Annotated in this window: 15 protein-coding genes; 11 read left to right on the forward strand and 4 right to left on the reverse strand. The window is 46.0% G+C overall.

The window, feature by feature from the left end; all coding sequences use genetic code 11:
- The first annotated feature begins 30 nt into the window (after positions 1 to 30).
- Positions 31 to 282 carry a hypothetical protein gene (locus HDC91_RS19565; protein ID WP_183555098.1) on the forward strand — a complete coding sequence of 84 codons (252 nt, stop codon included), beginning with the start codon at positions 31 to 33 and terminating at the stop codon, positions 280 to 282.
- A gap of 129 nt (positions 283 to 411) precedes the next feature.
- On the opposite strand, the gene HDC91_RS19570 is transcribed toward HDC91_RS19565, so the two are convergent.
- The gene (locus HDC91_RS19570) at positions 412 to 834 is read right to left on the reverse strand and encodes a DUF4440 domain-containing protein (protein WP_183555100.1); all 423 of its coding nucleotides are present in this window, start codon (positions 832 to 834) and stop codon (positions 412 to 414) included.
- 216 nt (positions 835 to 1,050) lie between these two features.
- Here HDC91_RS19570 and HDC91_RS19575 point away from each other — a divergent pair, with 216 nt between their 5' ends.
- The 6 genes from HDC91_RS19575 to HDC91_RS19600 all read left to right on the forward strand — a co-directional run bounded on the left by HDC91_RS19575 (position 1,051) and on the right by HDC91_RS19600 (position 7,858).
- Entirely contained in the window at positions 1,051 to 1,929 is an 879-nt protein-coding gene (locus HDC91_RS19575; protein ID WP_162430847.1) for a carbohydrate kinase, read from the forward strand.
- A 167-nt stretch (positions 1,930 to 2,096) separates the two neighbouring features.
- The gene (locus HDC91_RS19580; protein ID WP_183555102.1) at positions 2,097 to 3,197 is read left to right on the forward strand and encodes a VWA domain-containing protein; all 1,101 of its coding nucleotides are present in this window, start codon (positions 2,097 to 2,099) and stop codon (positions 3,195 to 3,197) included.
- Positions 3,198 to 3,306: 109 nt separating this feature from the next.
- Entirely contained in the window at positions 3,307 to 4,806 is a 1,500-nt protein-coding gene (locus tag HDC91_RS19585; protein ID WP_183555104.1) for a sigma 54-interacting transcriptional regulator, read from the forward strand.
- Between the two features lie 19 nt (positions 4,807 to 4,825).
- Positions 4,826 to 6,103: a metallophosphoesterase gene (locus HDC91_RS19590; protein ID WP_183555106.1), complete on the forward strand. Its 1,278-nt coding sequence runs from the start codon at positions 4,826 to 4,828 to the stop codon at positions 6,101 to 6,103.
- A gap of 152 nt (positions 6,104 to 6,255) precedes the next feature.
- Positions 6,256 to 7,245 (forward strand): UbiA family prenyltransferase, encoded by a 990-nt coding sequence (locus HDC91_RS19595; protein WP_255476800.1) that lies wholly within the window; start codon positions 6,256 to 6,258, stop codon positions 7,243 to 7,245.
- Complete coding sequence (locus HDC91_RS19600; protein ID WP_183555108.1) at positions 7,235 to 7,858, forward strand: bifunctional 2-polyprenyl-6-hydroxyphenol methylase/3-demethylubiquinol 3-O-methyltransferase UbiG; 624 nt, start codon at positions 7,235 to 7,237, stop codon at positions 7,856 to 7,858. The genes HDC91_RS19595 and HDC91_RS19600 overlap by 11 nt, the downstream gene beginning before the upstream one ends.
- 112 nt (positions 7,859 to 7,970) lie before the next feature.
- Here HDC91_RS19600 and HDC91_RS19605 read toward each other — a convergent pair whose 3' ends face one another.
- The 3 genes from HDC91_RS19605 to HDC91_RS19615 are packed head-to-tail and all read right to left on the reverse strand — an operon-like array spanning position 7,971 to position 12,257.
- On the reverse strand, positions 7,971 to 8,657 hold the full coding sequence (locus tag HDC91_RS19605; protein ID WP_162430842.1) for a response regulator transcription factor: 687 nt from the start codon (positions 8,655 to 8,657) through the stop codon (positions 7,971 to 7,973).
- Between the two features lie 60 nt (positions 8,658 to 8,717).
- Positions 8,718 to 10,361 (reverse strand): sensor histidine kinase KdpD, encoded by a 1,644-nt coding sequence (locus HDC91_RS19610; protein WP_183555110.1) that lies wholly within the window; start codon positions 10,359 to 10,361, stop codon positions 8,718 to 8,720.
- Positions 10,362 to 10,367: 6 nt separating this feature from the next.
- On the reverse strand, positions 10,368 to 12,257 hold the full coding sequence (locus HDC91_RS19615) for a prolyl oligopeptidase family serine peptidase (protein WP_183555112.1): 1,890 nt from the start codon (positions 12,255 to 12,257) through the stop codon (positions 10,368 to 10,370).
- A 132-nt stretch (positions 12,258 to 12,389) separates the two neighbouring features.
- On the opposite strand from HDC91_RS19615, the gene HDC91_RS19620 reads away from it, so the two are divergent.
- The 4 genes from HDC91_RS19620 (at position 12,390) to HDC91_RS19635 (ending at position 16,364) form a co-directional block, all read left to right on the forward strand.
- Positions 12,390 to 14,201, forward strand: a complete 1,812-nt coding sequence (locus HDC91_RS19620) for a tetratricopeptide repeat protein (RefSeq protein ID WP_183555114.1) — start codon at positions 12,390 to 12,392, stop codon at positions 14,199 to 14,201.
- A 210-nt stretch (positions 14,202 to 14,411) separates the two neighbouring features.
- Positions 14,412 to 14,714, forward strand: coding sequence for a DUF4286 family protein (locus HDC91_RS19625; protein WP_162430838.1), 303 nt, complete (start codon positions 14,412 to 14,414; stop codon positions 14,712 to 14,714).
- The gene (gene rfbC / locus HDC91_RS19630) at positions 14,715 to 15,272 is read left to right on the forward strand and encodes a dTDP-4-dehydrorhamnose 3,5-epimerase (RefSeq protein WP_183555116.1); all 558 of its coding nucleotides are present in this window, start codon (positions 14,715 to 14,717) and stop codon (positions 15,270 to 15,272) included.
- A gap of 258 nt (positions 15,273 to 15,530) precedes the next feature.
- Positions 15,531 to 16,364 (forward strand): M57 family metalloprotease, encoded by an 834-nt coding sequence (locus HDC91_RS19635; RefSeq protein WP_183555118.1) that lies wholly within the window; start codon positions 15,531 to 15,533, stop codon positions 16,362 to 16,364.
- The last annotated feature ends 22 nt before the right edge of the window (positions 16,365 to 16,386 follow it).

Consider the following 16,386-nt stretch of genomic DNA (forward strand, 5'->3'; position numbering starts at 1 on the left):
ATCACAATAAACTGAAACAAAATGCGAGAAATGAAAACGCGCGTTGCGCTTGACCAGGTAGAGTACCAGGAAAAGCTTGGCCACCTCATCCGCTTTTTTGAAATGGGCGAAGCCGTAAAAGTAACGGTGATGTTTCGTGGCCGGGAAATTACCCATCCCGAACGCGGCGAAGAACTGCTACGCAGCTTTGCCATCGACCTTAAAGACCTTATAGAGCCCGGCACCGCCACAGTAAGGGATGGCCGGTCGGTACACGCTGTTTTTACGCCGAAGGGCAGATAATGTAACTGATATTTGCGCCCGCCTTTGACGAGTGCTATTGATTTTGCCCGATGCAATCGATACTACTGTTAGTACTCGTCGCAGATGAGCGCAGCCATGTCTCAGATCTCATATCTAACGTCTCAAATCTTAAGAGGTATGGTCGCAAATCACCTTCCACTCGCCGTTAATTTTCCTGAACCACAGCGTAAAATAGCCGCCGGGTGCGTCTTTCTCACGGGCAAGGCTCCAGGCGCCCATTACAAAGGCGTCGCGGGTGCCCAATATTTCTACCTTATCAATCCGGAAAGTGAGCTTACCCATGGCCGCTCTATCGGGGTAGCCATTTTTATAGTTATCCATTGTTTGCTGCCAGCCGTAAGTTGGCCCTCGCTTGCCAATGAACATCAGCGAATCCGACTTCCAGTACCCCTGCATAAACCCCTCGATGTCGCCTTTGTTCCAGGCGGCTTGCTGGGTGTTTAATACAGCGATGATAGCTTGTTTGTCCTGCGCTTTCAGGGCAAAGCAGGTGATAACAAGCAGCAGGAGGCAGAAGATGGGCTTTTTCATAGGATAAATATAAAACAAACTTTGTGATCCTGAAGATAGCCGGGTATCTATCATTCAGTTACGAACGCAGAAGAGATGCCGCCCGATGCTGAGCATGACAATGTGAGTAAAAACATTGTTAAACAATTGTTAACAAATTGGCTGCTGGTTTATTTAAAAATTGTAAATGTTTACCAAAATCCTTTTTTAGCTTTGCCACCACACTATTCGTTATCTATGAAGAACAGGGTTTTATGCTTTGGGGAAGTTTTATGGGATGCCTTTGGCGATGAAAAAAAAGCCGGCGGGGCGCCAATGAACGTAGCAAGGCACCTGGTGCAGCAGCATATCGACGTAAAATTCGCCAGCCGTGTTGGCAGCGACGCATCAGGCGATGAGCTGGTCGATTTCTTAAAAAACAACGGCTTATACTCTGACCTTATCCAGCGCGATAACGCCCTGCCCACCTGCGAGGTAACGGTAGAGCTTGACGCTAAAAGCCAGGCCACCTATATTATACCGCAGCCTGTTTCCTGGGATAATATCCACCTTGACAACAACCTTAAAGATGCGGCTAAGCGTTCATCAACTATCGTTTTTGGCAGCCTGGCCTGCCGCGAAAAAACAACACACGATACCTTGCTGAACCTGCTTGATGAAACCGACGCTATAAAAATATTTGACGTAAATCTGCGCCACCCGCATTATACACTGGAAACCATCGAAACCCTTGCGGCACGCGCAGACGTTATTAAAATGAACGAGGAAGAGGCCGACCTGCTTATTGGCGGCAGCAACGGCGATTTGAAAGGAAAGATAACAGAGTTCAGGAATAAGTATCATACCAAAACTATTTGCGTAACGCGTGGCGAGAACGGGGCTATCATCTGGCACGATTACGAGTTTTTTGAACATCCGGGCTTTAGTGTGGATGTTGCCGACACCGTGGGTGCCGGCGATGCCTTCCTGGCTACTTTTATTGCCGGTATTATGGCTAATAACCCAATACCCCGGCTGCTGTTAAACGCCTGTGCTATCGGCGCATTTGTAACCAGTCAGCGCGGTGCAAACCCGGTTTATAACCAGGACGAAATAAGCCGCATCCGTAAAAGTTAACGCTATAACGCCCGGCAGGGCCAAAGCGCGCGTTTAAACAGGGCGGTATACAATTGCACATCTGCTTATCAATTTGTCATGCTTAATTAACAATTGCGTTTAATTGGCGTGTTTTCAAACTTTTAAATCAAATTATCCGTTACTTTATACTCAAGAAAGGGTAAAATATGCGTGGTTTTGGATTTTCACAGTTTAAACCAAACCAGATCCCTAAGGGCGGATTTGATGAATTACTAAAGTTATTCCTGGAGTTATTGAACTACACCGCAGGCGATGCCGGTGAGGCCCTGGCATGGCTTAACGAACTGGATAAGCAATACAACATCACCAATGACGATTACGGCATGGGCGATTTTATTGACGAACTTAAGCAAAAAGGCTACCTGACTGATGATAACCAGAACGGCGGCTTTAACATTACGGCCAAAACGGAGCAAAGCATCCGCCAATCCGCGTTAGAGGAAATTTTTGGTAAGCTGAAAAAATCGGGAAAGGGTAACCACCGTTCGCCGCAAAGCGGGCAGGGTGATGAAAAAAATGCCGAACGCCGCGAGTTTGAGTTTGGCGACAGCCTCGACCAGATAGACATGACGCAGTCTATCCAGAACGCACAGGTGAACCACGGCATAGGCGGCGATTTTATGATGACCGAGCGCGACCTGGAAGTGGAGGAAATGGACTATAAAACCCTTACCAGTACCGTGCTGATGATAGATATATCGCACTCTATGATACTTTACGGCGAAGACAGGATAACCCCCGCCAAAAAAGTAGCCATGGCGCTGGCCGAGCTTATCCGCACAAAATACCCTAAAGACACGCTGGACATTGTAGTTTTTGGTAACGATGCATGGCCGATAACCCTGCAGGACCTGCCCTATTTACAGGTTGGCCCCTACCATACCAATACCTACGCGGGGCTTGAACTGGCTACCGATATGCTGCGCCGCCGTAAAACGCATAACAAGCAGATATTTATGATAACCGACGGTAAGCCCACCTGCTTAAAGGAAGGCACCCGGTACTACAAAAATAGCATAGGGCTCGATAGAAAAGTGGTAAACAAAACGCTGAACATGGCCGCGCAGTGCAAAAGGCTAAAGATACCTATCACCACGTTTATGATCGCTAAAGACCCATACCTGCAGCAATTCGTTCGCAAATTTACCGAAACAAACGGCGGTAAAGCTTTTTACAGCTCGCTTAATAATTTAGGCGAATACATTTTTGAAGATTACGCCCGCAATAGAAGGAAAAACGTGAAGTAGCTTTTGAGTCGGAAAGTCGGATGACCGAAAGTCCGGGAGAAGCTACAAAAAATAAAAACAACATCTTACGGACGTTCTCTCTTACGGACTTCCGGACAACAACTAAAACATGGATATAAAAAATATAAAAACCCTTGGCGAGCTCAAAAAATCGGGCTATAAAAGCCGGTCGGTTAAAGATGAGTTGAGAGATAACCTCATTAACCAACTTCAAAAAAAAGAAGGCGGTTTTGAAGGCATCATCGGTTTTGAGGATACTGTGATACCCGATCTGCAAACCGCTATCCTGTCGCGCCATAACATACTATTGCTTGGCCTGCGCGGGCAGGCTAAAACGCGCATTGCCCGTTTGCTGGTAAACCTGCTGGACGAATATGTGCCATACATCGAGGGATCCGAATTGTTCGACGACCCGCTGGCACCCATCAGCTGGTTTGGCCACAGCACCGTAGAAAGGAATGGCGACGATACGCCCATAGGCTGGATACACCGCAGCGAGCGCTACACCGAAAAGCTGGCTACGCCTGATGTTACCGTTGCCGATCTTATAGGCGATGTTGACCCTATAAAAGCAGCCACCATGAAGCTAACCTACTCCGACGAGCGGGTTATTCACTTTGGCCTGATCCCCCGCGCGCACCGGGGCATTTTTGTAATAAACGAACTGCCCGATCTGCAGGCACGCATCCAGGTATCGCTGTTTAATATTTTGCAGGAGCGCGATATACAGATCCGTGGGTTTAAACTGCGCCTGCCTTTGGATATCCAGTTTGTGTTTACCGCCAATCCCGAAGATTACACCAACCGCGGCTCTATTGTTACGCCATTAAAGGACCGTATAGAAAGCCAGATATTAACGCATTACCCGCGCACGGTTGAAATATCGCGCAAGATAACCCAGCAGGAAGCCTCGCTTACGCCAGAGCAGCGCGCCAGTATAGAGGCCGACGGCCTGGTAAAGGACCTGATAGAACAAATTGCCTTTGAGGCACGCAACTCGGAGTATATCGACAAAAAATCGGGAGTATCAGCAAGGTTAACCATATCCTCCTACGAAAACCTGATCAGTAATGCCGAACGCCGTATGCTCATCAATAATGAAAAAAGCACATTTGTGCGCATCTCCGATTTTTTGGGCGTTATTCCTGCCATTACCGGCAAGATAGAGCTGGTGTACGAAGGCGAACTGGAAGGCCCCGGTAAAGTAGCCAACATTCTTATCGGCAAGGCCGTGAAAACGTTGCTGTTACAGTTTTTCCCCGACCCCGAAAAGTCTAAAAAATCCAAAACGCCAAACGTATATGCCGAGATCATCAACTGGTTTGGTGATGGCAACACCCTCTCGCTGGTTGATGACCTGCCCCTGGCCGACTACAAAAAAGCCCTTAACGCGGTACCTGGTTTAAAGGATGTGGTTAAAAAATTCCACCCCAAACTAAGCGAGAACCAAACGTTGCTGCTAATGGAGTTTATTTTGCATGGCCTGGCCGAGTTTTCGCAATTGAATAAAGGTTTCCTGGATAACGGCTTCGCATTTTCGGATATGTTTAACAGCTTGTTCAACTTAGAGCCCGACGACGACGACCTTGACCTTGATGACCGCTACTAACCAACCACTATAAGCATACATGCAGGGGCCTTTTTTAACCATATTGCTCATTATTGGACTGTTAGCAGCCGACTTTTACATATTAAAAGGGCTGCAGGCGGCTTTTAAAAAAAGAGCTTTCCCGCATAAACGGTGGTTTTTGGTAGTGTATTGGTTAGGCGCCGCGCTGTTAATTACCTTCCTGCTTATAGGGGTATATTCCCCGCTAAACGCGGGCAAAAGGGCAGGGTTGCTTTTTGGTTATGCGCTGGTGTTTATCTTTAAAGTAAGTTTTATATGCTTCATTTTTATTGATGACATCCGCAGGGGCGTTGTTCATTTATTCAGAAAAAACAAGCAGTACGTTAAGGAGGCCCCCATAGTAGAAAATAAAGCCGACAGCATTCCCCGATCTGAGTTCTTGATGAAGGCAGGGCTGCTATCGGGTGTTGTTCCGCTGGTAGCCATCAGGCTAAGCATGAGCAAGGGCTGTTATGATTACCATGTGCGCTATGTAGACCTTTACCTCCCTAATTTGCCAAAGGCCTTTGATGGCATGAAGGTGGGACAGATATCTGACATCCACTCGGGTGGTTTTTATAACAAAACTGCTGTAAAGGGCGGCGTAGATATGCTGCAGCGCGAAAAACCCGATGTCACCTTTTTTACCGGCGACCTGGTGAACGGTGCAGCCTGGGAGATGAGGGACTACCAGGATATTTTTGCCAAAGTAAAAGCGCCGCTGGGCGTTTACTCAATTTTAGGCAATCATGATTACGGCGATTATGGCACCTGGCCATCGCTTGCGGCAAAACAAAAAAACAACGCGGATATTATTGCCACTCATAAAAATATGGGCTGGGATATACTGATAGACGAAAACCGCCGCTTAAAGGTAGATGGCGAAGAAATTGGCATTTTAGGGATAGGCAACTGGGGCGAAATGAGCCGTTTCCCAAAATATGGCAAAATGGAAAAAGCAGTGGTTAATACGGATAACCTGCCGGTTAAGCTGCTTCTTTCTCACGATCCATCGCACTGGCGCGCCGAGGTGATACCTAAATATCCACAGATAGACGCGGTGTTTGCCGGCCATACGCACGGTTTGCAATTTGGTATCCGCACAAAGGAATTTCAATGGAGCCCTATCGAATATGTATACTCCGAGTGGGCCGGCCTGTACCGCGAAAAACACCAGCAGATATATGTGAACGTTGGGTACGGCTTTGTCGGTTTTAAAGGCCGGGTTGGCGTATTGCCCGAGATAACCATATTTACGTTAAAGGCGGGTGAAGACCCGGGATTAAAGATTGTATAACATGCAATCGCTCACCTCTGCTCCTGGTTAAGCGGCGCACGACGCGGTGTTATGATCGACGGCATATGCAATCGCTCGGTTCCGGCCGAGTGATGACTATTAAGCGGCGTCCCGCCGCGGTGTTATAATCGGCGGCCCGAGTCCTTGTAATAATGGTCGCACGGCTGGAGCTGAGCGACTGCGGTGTGGCCAACAATAAAATAATTGTTTACTTTTTATCGCTATTGCTGTACTTTAGCAAACCAATGAAAAAAGCCGTACAAAGCGCGTTTGATTTTTTGCTTTTCAGCAACATCTTCATGTCGTTATGCGCGGTGGCACAAGCGTTGGTAACCTTTCGCCTGATCGATTCTAAACCGGTTTATACCGTGGTGGGGCTGTTGTTTACATCAACTTTAGGCATCTACAATTTCAGCATATTACTCAGCAAGCCCAAGCACCCGCAGCAGTCGCCATACAAGCGGGTACGGTGGTTTTTTTCGCACTACAGGTTAATGGTCAGTTTTACCATGATCTCGCTGCTGTCGCTTATCCCGCTGTTTTTTTTGCTGTCGATGGAGTCGCGCATATTACTGGTATTTCTTTCCCTGCTGTCTTTTTGTTACAGCCTGCCGTTGTTTACCGTTGGCGAACAGAAATTTGGCCTGCGCAACATCCCCGGTTTAAAAACATTCCTCATTACACTGGTATGGACCATGAGTTGTGTGTTGCTGCCCGTTCTGGAAGCGCAGGACCTTCACCTGGCAGATATCTCTACCCGGGATATTACCATCCTGATAGCCAAACGCTTTTTGATCATAGCGGCGTTAACCATCCCGTTTGATATCCGCGACCTTTTTAGCGACCGCCAGGCGGGCCTAAAAACCATCCCTGTGGCCTGGGGCGAAAAAAATGCTTACCTGTTTTGCCAGTTTCTGCTTGCAGGGTACATCTTGCTGCTTTTTATGTTCAGGAACAATGGCCCCAACCTGGATTTTTGGGCGCTGGCCACCACCGCTGTTTTGATGGGCTGGTTGATATTCAAATCCAAATGGGAAAGAGACGAGTATTACTATTTTTTTTATTTAGATGGAGTTTTGATATTGCAATATGTGGTAATGATGGCGTTCGGCCTGGTTTTTGGCGATGGCTATGCCGGCTAATTACGATAACTCCGCCTCTTTTTATGACAAGCTTTCGCGGCTGGTGTTTGGCAAAGCTTTGATGAACGCGCAAGTATGGCTTTTACCACACATCCCTAAAAATGCAAAAGTTTTAATTGCCGGCGGCGGCACCGGATGGATATTAGACGAGATAACCAAACTCCATCCCTCGGGCCTAAGCATCAGTTATGTTGAGCTATCAGCTAAAATGATGGCACTTTCTCAAAAAAGACACACCGGACAAAATACCGTAACTTACATTAATAAGCCCGCAGAGCAGGCACATTTGCCGGCAGATTTTGATGTGGTGATAACCCCTTTCCTGTTTGATAACTTTACCGATGCTACCCTTCCCGGTATTTTTAAACACCTGCACAATACATTAAAAACAGGCGGACTGTGGCTATATGCCGATTTCCAGCTTATGGGCAAGTGGTGGCAATACGCTATGCTTAAAAGCATGCTGTTGTTTTTTAAAGTATTATGCGCGGTGCCGTCCTGGCGATTGCCCGATGTAGATAAACAGTTTAATATCTCCCGCTATGCGGTGATAGATAGAAAAAGTTTTTTCGGAGATTTTGTGGTAAGTAGGGTGTATAAAAAGCCAGGGTAAATTCCACGCGTCATTGCGAGCGATCCCGTCGCAATCTCATAGCCGGTGCTAACTTGCACGCCCACGAGATTGCCGCGTCGCTACGCTCCTCGCAATGACATATTAGGGAGTTTTAATAAACAAACTTATACCCTATGCCCCTAACCGTTTGCAGATAGGTGGGCGAATCGGGGTTGTTCTCTATCTTTTTACGCAGGCGCACAATGTGCATATCAAGCGTGCGGGTATTTACATCAGCGTTATAGCCCCAAACCTCCATCATCAGCTCTTCGCGGTTTATTACCTTGTTTTTGTTCTTCAAAAAATACAACAATATGCGGTTCTCTAAAATCGTCAGCTCGGTTTTGCGGCCGTCGCGTATCAGCAGGTGCGTGTTTGGCAGGTGCTCCATGTTACCAAACGTGTGCGATTCGGTCTTCTCGTTATTCAACGAGAATTTTATCTTGCTGTCGATCATGGCTACAAGCACATCCATATTAAACGGCTTGGTGATATAATCAGAAACGCCAAAGTTATAAGCGCCTATCTTATCAATATCCTGTGCCTTGGCGGTCATCATAATTACCAGTTTGCCGAAACCCTTTTCGCGCAAGCTGCTGCATACGTCGCTGCCCTGTTTGCCGGGCAGCATCCAGTCAAGCAGTACAATATCAGGCTGCTCTTCCAGTATCATCGCCTCGGCTTCTTCGCCGTTGCCGCTTTCCAGCACTTTGTATCCTTCGCTTTGCAATCGTTCCGCAACCAAAAACCGCAGGTTTTCGTCGTCTTCAACCAATGCTATTTTAATTTCCTTATTCATCTAAAAATCTTAAATCCTAAACTCTTAAACTCTAAAATCTGCAAATTCGCACATTTATCCCTAAATCTCTAAAGGTAGCGTAACTGTAAATGTCGAACCTTCGTTTAACTTACTGCTAACGTTAATTTCGCCGCCCATAAAGTTAACCAGTTCTTTACAAAAAGCAAGGCCCAGACCAACGCTCCCGTTTTGGTTATACTGATTCTCTATGCGGTAAAACTTTTTAAACACATCGCTAAGTTCGCGGCGTGCCATCCCTATACCTTTATCTGCAAAAGAAAATACAATATTGCGTTTTTCGGGCTTTATGTTTATAAACAATTCTTTTTTACCGGGGTGCGAATATTTATACGCGTTCTCCATCAGGTTTTGAAAAACGCTGCCCAGCAAAACGGGGTCGCTGTAAAACTTATCAACTTTTCCAATATTAAAGGTGAGGTTAAAATCAGGGTATTTTATTTTAAAGGTATCAATGTAACCCTTAACAAACTGCTGCAGGTTTATTTCCTCGCGTTTTACGGTTATCGATTTATTTTCAAGTTGCGTAAACGATAACAGCTTGTTCATCAGCTCATTCAGCTTATCGGCCTCTTCATCCAGTATCTTGCCATAGTGCCGGCGCTGGCGTTCGCTAAGTTCTGCATCGCCCTTAAGGTTCGATCCCGCGATCTTTATAACGCTCACCGGCGTTTTAAATTCGTGGGTAAAGTTGTTTATAAAATCGTACTGCAGCTTAAACACCTTTAAGTTAACGTTAAGGTTACGGTATATCAGCCAGCTAATAAGCACCAAAAAGAAATAAATAAGCAGTACAATGGCGCCAATGGGCAAAAAGCGGCGATCGATCTCGCGCTCCAGGTGTTCCTGCGTCGATACAAAATAGAGCTTAAAGTTAGAGAACGCGCCGGTTAACGCCGCTTCGGTTACCTTGCGGCCGCCTTCTACATCAAGCGGGTCGTAAACAACGGGCTGTATGGTAACCTGCTGATACAGCTCGGGGTGGGTGTTTTTTACTTTTAGCTGGTGGGCGTCAAGCAAAAAGGTCATCATATTTTGTTTATAAAAGGCCTTTACGTTCCCGTTCTTCAGCAAAGACTGGTATATTTTGATATCCTCCCTTCGGGGGATGTTAAGGTAACTTATCTTATCGGGGGTAACATTGTAAAACGTACGGAAGATCTCGTCCTGTGTAGGCAGCCTCGAGGTATCAGCAACGCTGATGAAGTTGCTTAGCTTTAAGGCCATCTGTTTAAAATCATCGGTATTTGACCAGGCCATGTCTTTTATACCCTTCACGTTGCCATGCTTAGGTTTATACTGATAAATGGCTTTTACAGATATTCCCTGGTTTGGTGTAAGGCTTGTTTTCAACACCGGGTTGCTTATCTGCATATCATAAAACAAAACCCGGCGCACAAACGGGTAGCTTTTAAAAACGGTGGCCGAGTAATTTGCCGCGGATGCCGAATCCAGGAAGCCCTGGTAAGACGTGATCTCGGGTATTTTTAGCTGAAAAAAATCGTTGTAAGGCTTAATGGTCTGATCAAGCACCTCTATTTTTTTCGACGCGAACTCGTTCTCTACGTATTTGGTGGTCAGGTTGTACGATATAATAACCGCAATAACAAGGCTTACGGTTATCAGTACCAGGAAAGCTGTTATCAGCGTAAAATTTTTGCGGTATAAATTCTTTGACGCCTTCATGCCAGGTTAGGGTTTAACCTGCATATTGGTGTTCAGGAACGATTCTATCTCGGCGTACATTTCCATACGGTTATGCTCGCTTTTGAAGTAGGCGCGCTCATTCTCTTTTAACCTGTAGGTTACCGGTACATTGCGCTTTTTAAGTTCGCGCACAAACTGGTTAAGCTCGCTGATATTTGCTCGGGGGTCTTTAGCTCCCTGGAATATCAGCAGCGGGCTTTTTATTTTATCGGTATGAAAAACCGGGGATATAGCCCTTAGCTGATCGGCATCTGTTTCGGGGTTGCCAACCATTTCATAGGTCATTTTCAGGTAAGGCTTAAAAAATGGCGGGGCATCCTTTAAGTAAGTAAAAAAATTGATGAGCCCGTATTTAATAATGGCGCAGTTATACAACTCGGGATGGAACGAAACCCCATACAAGGCCGAGAAACCACCAAAACTACCACCAAAGATGGCTATCTTTTTAGGATTGGCTATTTTATTGGCTATAAGCCATTTTACACCATCGGTAATATCCTGCTGTATTTTACCGCCAACCTGTTTAAACCCGGCGGTGCGAAACGCTTTACCATACCCGGCCGAACCGCGGAAATTTACCTGGAACACCGCGTAGCCACGGTTGGCCAGAAACTGTACCTCTGAGTCATATCCCCACGAATCCCGTCCCCAAATTCCGTCGTGCGGCATAACCACTACCGGCAGGTTTCTTCTTTCTTTTCCTTTTGGGATAGTTAAATAACCGTTTATGATCATGCCATCGCCGGCTTTGAACGATACCGGCTGCATATCGCAAAGTTCTTCGGGCTTTATATCAGCGTTTATATCGGCAAGCCTTCTCAGCTTATCGCTGCTGCGTTCGTAAAGGTAGTACGAGCCGGGGTTCTTATCGTCCGAGCTTACTATTACAAATTTATTTTCGGCGCTGTCGCGGTCAACAATATCAATCTGGGTACCCCTTATCTTCCCGGCCAAAGTGCTATACACCTTCTCGATATCGGCATCTAAAAAGTGCTTCTGCGGTTTAGCCTCTTCCCAGTTAACAAGTTCTAAGCGGCGTTTTACCCTCGAGTAATTTACATCCAGTATATCGGCTTTATCGCTGGCATAAACCACTTTTTGTTCCTTACCGGTTTCAGCGCTTATTTCTATCAGCGCGGTTTTATCACGGTTAACGTTTGATAAGGCGTAAAAGTTATTCTTGCCCCCGGTAAAGGCAATGGGCTCTACCCTATCGTTAAAATTGTTTTTAATGATGGGCTTAAATGGTTTTTTATCGTTAACGCGGTAAAGTATGCTTTCGTTAACCCCGTCAGATACCTTTACCAGCCTGATGCTGCCGTTTGCGTCGGGGTACCATTTGGTAATATTGCCCGGGTTTAACAGATAAGGCTTTAATTCGCCGGTTTTTACGTTCAGGCGGTACACATCAAAGTTGACGGGGTCGCGCTTGTTCATGGCAACGGTAATAACATCGGGCTGCTGGCGGTTACGGTTAAGTATACGTATACGCGCCTTTTCCAGGTTAAGCAGCTTTTTTACTTTCAGCGTGGCAATATCAAGTGTATACAACTTAAACTCATCTACCGCTATTATATCCTGTGTAAATACTATCTGGTTGTTAAAGGTCCAGGTATAATCGCGTACCGAATAGTCGGTAAAGCCTGTGGCCCGTTGTTCGGCCCCCGTTGCCAGCGATTGGATGTATATATTTTGTTTATCTTTATAAGGCTTTAAATAGGATATATATTTGCCGTCGGGCGATATTTTAAAGTAAGTTCTTTGGGGTGTCTTAAAAAAAGAGCTGACAGGTATTTGCCTTACCTCGTTTCGGTTACAGGCACAAATAAACAGCGTAACGGCAATAAATAAAAATGATCTTAAACGACCCTGCATCTGATTGATCCTAATTGTTAATAGAGGTCAAATTAGTTAATTAAGTTATTTATATAGCTATGTCACTACAATTTTACCCGTGCATCGCGTTACATATTATATATCCGCGGCAAGCTAAAATATAAAAAAAGAATGAAGCGACTGTATGTATTTTTGCTGCTGACACTTATTTGCGTCACAAAACTTTTGGCCCAGAATAACGACCTGTTGCTGGCGCGGCAATACGCTGCCAACGGGGAAGAGCAAAAGGCCCTTGATATTTATCAAAAGCTGTTTAAACAGGATAATGAAGCCTATTACCAGCAATATTTTAACTCCCTGGTAAACTTTAAAAAATTTGATGAAGCCGAAAGCATCACCAAAAAAATGTTACGCAAATACCCGGGCAACAACGAATATACCATTGCGCTTGGCTCGGTTTACACGCAGCAGGGCAACACCGCTAAAGCAGATGAACTATATGATAACCTGATCAAAAACATGCCTGCCGATCAAGGCGCCATATCGGCCATTGCATCGCAATTTTACCAGAACGCCAATGCCGATTATGCCATCAGGATATTTTTGCAGGGGCGTAAACTGTTACATAATGATGCCGCTTTTGCTTTTGAGCTGATAACTCTTTATCGTTACAAACGCGATAAGGCCGCGCTTACTGAGGAGTACCTGAACTTTTTACCCACCAACCCGGTATTTGTAACCCAGGCCGAAGGTACGCTGGCAGCCGTTTATGAGGGGCCCGAAGACTACGATATGCTGAAAGCCGCCCTGCTAAGGCGCATTCAGAAAGACCCGCAGCAGGTAGTTTATACCAACCTGCTTATATGGCAGTTTATACAGCAAAAAGACTATGATATGGCCATTAACCAGGCGCTGGCATTAAGCCGCCGGCAAAACAGCGATGGCTCTGATATATTTGACCTTTGCCGAACGCTGGTTGCTGCCGAAGCTTATGACGCGGCCATACGTGGCTACGAATACATTATAAGCCAGGGCAATAAGGCCGACCAAAATTATATATCGGCTAAAATAGAGCTTATTAACACCAAAAACTTAAAGGTAACATCGGGCCAGTATGTACAGGCCGACCTGCTGGGGCTCGAAAAAGATTATAACGACCTGCTGAACGAGATAGGCCGCAACCGGGGCACCGTGTTTGCCATGCAAAAGCTGGCCAACCTGCAGGCTTTTAAGCTGCATAAGCTTAAAGATGCGCAAACATTGTTAGAGAGCGCCATTGCCATACCCGGCGTTAGGCCCGCCCTTGTAGCCGCCTGCAAGCTTGACCTGGCAGATGTTTACCTGTTAAACAACCAGCCCTGGGATGCCACCCTGTTATACAGCCAGGTAGAAAAAGATAACCCCAATACCGCCGTAGCACAGGATGCCATGTTGCGGAATGCTAAAATGGCCTATTATACCGGCGACTTTAACTGGGCGCGCCGCCAGCTTGATATATTAAAGGCCGCCACCACGCAGCTCATAGCTAACGATGCGCTTAACCTGTCGTTATTGATAACCGATAACCTCAACGCCGACAGCAGCGGCAACGCCCTGAAAATATACGCCAGGGCCGACCTGCTGATATTTGCCGGGCAGACCGAAAAGGCCCTGCTTACACTGGATAGTATTGATAAAAAATACCCGGGCAACGCTCTTGAGGCGGATATACTGATGGCGAAAGCCCGTATCATGATACAGCAAAAAAATTATCCTAACGCAGTAGTGCTGTTAAAGAACATTGCCGAAAACCACAGCTATGACCTTTGGGCCGATGATGCCGTATTTATGCTGGGCGATATCTACGAAACAAAGTTGAACGACGCCACCATTGCTAAAACCTATTATCAGAAAATAATTACCGATTACCCAGGCAGCCTTTGGCTGAACGATGCCCGCAAAAGGTTCAGGCTGTTAAGGGGCGACAAGAACGATGCGAGCTGACAGCCGTCGATTCGTAAAAATGTCATTTCGATGAACAGGGCCAGCTTGTGGAATGGTGTGAAGAGAAATCTTATACACCACGAAAGTCGTCGGGTTGTTTAATCGCTCGTATAAGATTCTTCCTCGCTACGCTTGGGCGATATGACAGAGTGGAAAATCATCCGGTGAAATGAATCCCAATCTGTGTAATCAAAGTTGTATTTTTACCGCATGATAGTTTACAACGACACCGTAATTTTAGATGAGACCGTTGAACAGGAATGGCTCGACTGGATAAAAAATGTGCATATACCGGCCGTTATGGCAACAGGCTGCTTCAGCTCGTACCGGTTGCTCACCATTATCGATTCGCCTAACGATGGCATCACTTACTGCATACAATTTAATGCCGATACTATCGAGCAGTTCCAGGAGTATTATCGCACCCATTTATTTAAGTTCCAGGATTTACATCAGCAGCAATTTAACGAGCGTTTTGTACTGTTCAATACCTTAATGAAAACGGTTGACTAAATGACGCTTACCGAAACCATTATACCCGGCGTATTCCTTGTTGAGCCAAGGGTTTTTCCTGACGACAGGGGCTACTTTTTTGAAAGCTACAGCAAACGGGCTTTTGAAGAAGCGGGGATACATGCGGATTTTGTACAGGATAATCAGTCCTTATCACAAAAAAACACCGTGCGGGGCCTGCATGCCCAAGCGCCGCCACATGCGCAGGGCAAACTGGTAAGGGTGGTGCAGGGCGCTGTTTTAGATGTAGCCGTTGACGTCCGCAAGGGATCGCCCACGTATGGCCGTCATGTAGCGTACGAGCTGTCGGCCCAAAACAAACTACAGCTTTGGGTTCCGCCGGGCTGTGTACACGGTTTTTTAACCTTGGTAAACGATACCGTTTTTATTTATAAAGTAAGCGGCGGCCTTTACAACAAAGCATCAGAAATTGGCGTAGCCTGGAACGACCCGGAATTGGCTATTGGCTGGGGCATTGCCGAAAAAGACGCCCTGTTATCGGCCAAAGACCAGGTTCAGCCCGCTTTTAAGGATTTTGAAAGCCCTTTTAATTTCTAAGCCGCTTTTACCCGTCATTCAGACATTTCCTAATAATTAAATTTGACCTTCCCTTCCTACGAAGCCCGGGTAGATATTGCCTTAAATAGAAATATTAGGGCTTTCCGCATCTTTAAATTTATTTTGTAAGAAAATTGTAATTTTTTTGTTAACTGAAATGAAACCTTGTTTACATAGCTTTCGTATACAAAAAATAGCTGGCCGGCTAAACTACATCTATAATTAAAACTTATCTAAAACTAAACAACTTTCAAACACATGAAAACAAGATTATTATTTAAAACCGGTATTACCGCGGTTTTAGGCGCAAGCGTTTTATTTGCCTGTACAAAAGACAACAAAAGCACAGATGCAACCCCGGTTGCTCAAAACGGCGTATCTGCAGCTGTATTAAAAAACATTACCGACCTTGGCTTTAGTACCGACCAGGTGAGGAAAGTGAAAGACGGTTACCTGGTAGAAGGCGACATTTTGTTAACACAGGAGAACTTTACCGAGGCAAGCACCAGCCCCAATGTTCGTATCGCTGAAACTGAGCAGTACCGAACTACCAACCTGGTAAAAAACCTGCCACGCACCGTAACTGTATCGATATCTAACCTGCCGGCTGTTTATGGTACAGCCACGCAAAATGCTATTGCACGCTACAATGCGCTTAACTTAACGCTTAAGTTCCAGTTTGTAAGCAGCGGCGGCCAGATCCAGATCGTTGGCTTTAACCAGGGCCCAAGCGGTGGCTACATTACTTTAGGTTCATCGGGCTTCCCAACTAAAAAGGGTAACCCTTATAGCCAGATCCAGATGAACACCAACGCGCAGGCATACGGTACTAATCCGGATGTTAACTACTTAACATCGGTATTACAGCACGAAATGGGCCATTGCATTGGTTTCCGCCATACCGATTACTTTAACCGTGCATACAGCTGCGGCGGCAGCGCTGTAAACGAAGGTGCTTCAAACGTGGGCGCTGTGCTTATTCCGGGCACCCCATCTACAGCCGATGCCGGTTCGTGGATGCTGGCCTGCTCTAACGGCGGCGACCGCACTTTTAACACCAACGATAAAATAGCGCTTAACTATTTATACTAAGCCATTACTTAAGATCGACTAA

Source organism: Mucilaginibacter sp. AK015, assembly GCF_014200785.1.
Taxonomy (GTDB): Bacteria; Bacteroidota; Bacteroidia; order Sphingobacteriales; family Sphingobacteriaceae; genus Mucilaginibacter.

What these genes read in the sequence shown, in the direction of transcription:
- HDC91_RS19565 (WP_183555098.1), top strand. Translation starts at nt 31, where the DNA reads ATGAAAACGCGCGTTGCGCTTGACCAGGTAGAGTACCAGGAAAAGCTT.
- HDC91_RS19570 (WP_183555100.1), bottom strand. Translation starts at nt 834, where the DNA reads ATGAAAAAGCCCATCTTCTGCCTCCTGCTGCTTGTTATCACCTGCTTT.
- HDC91_RS19575 (WP_162430847.1), top strand. Translation starts at nt 1,051, where the DNA reads ATGAAGAACAGGGTTTTATGCTTTGGGGAAGTTTTATGGGATGCCTTT.
- HDC91_RS19580 (WP_183555102.1), top strand. Translation starts at nt 2,097, where the DNA reads ATGCGTGGTTTTGGATTTTCACAGTTTAAACCAAACCAGATCCCTAAG.
- HDC91_RS19585 (WP_183555104.1), top strand. Translation starts at nt 3,307, where the DNA reads ATGGATATAAAAAATATAAAAACCCTTGGCGAGCTCAAAAAATCGGGC.
- HDC91_RS19590 (WP_183555106.1), top strand. Translation starts at nt 4,826, where the DNA reads ATGCAGGGGCCTTTTTTAACCATATTGCTCATTATTGGACTGTTAGCA.
- HDC91_RS19595 (WP_255476800.1), top strand. Translation starts at nt 6,256, where the DNA reads ATGGTCGCACGGCTGGAGCTGAGCGACTGCGGTGTGGCCAACAATAAA.
- HDC91_RS19600 (WP_183555108.1), top strand. Translation starts at nt 7,235, where the DNA reads ATGCCGGCTAATTACGATAACTCCGCCTCTTTTTATGACAAGCTTTCG.
- HDC91_RS19605 (WP_162430842.1), bottom strand. Translation starts at nt 8,657, where the DNA reads ATGAATAAGGAAATTAAAATAGCATTGGTTGAAGACGACGAAAACCTG.
- HDC91_RS19610 (WP_183555110.1), bottom strand. Translation starts at nt 10,361, where the DNA reads ATGAAGGCGTCAAAGAATTTATACCGCAAAAATTTTACGCTGATAACA.
- HDC91_RS19615 (WP_183555112.1), bottom strand. Translation starts at nt 12,257, where the DNA reads ATGCAGGGTCGTTTAAGATCATTTTTATTTATTGCCGTTACGCTGTTT.
- HDC91_RS19620 (WP_183555114.1), top strand. Translation starts at nt 12,390, where the DNA reads ATGAAGCGACTGTATGTATTTTTGCTGCTGACACTTATTTGCGTCACA.
- HDC91_RS19625 (WP_162430838.1), top strand. Translation starts at nt 14,412, where the DNA reads ATGATAGTTTACAACGACACCGTAATTTTAGATGAGACCGTTGAACAG.
- rfbC (WP_183555116.1), top strand. Translation starts at nt 14,715, where the DNA reads ATGACGCTTACCGAAACCATTATACCCGGCGTATTCCTTGTTGAGCCA.
- HDC91_RS19635 (WP_183555118.1), top strand. Translation starts at nt 15,531, where the DNA reads ATGAAAACAAGATTATTATTTAAAACCGGTATTACCGCGGTTTTAGGC.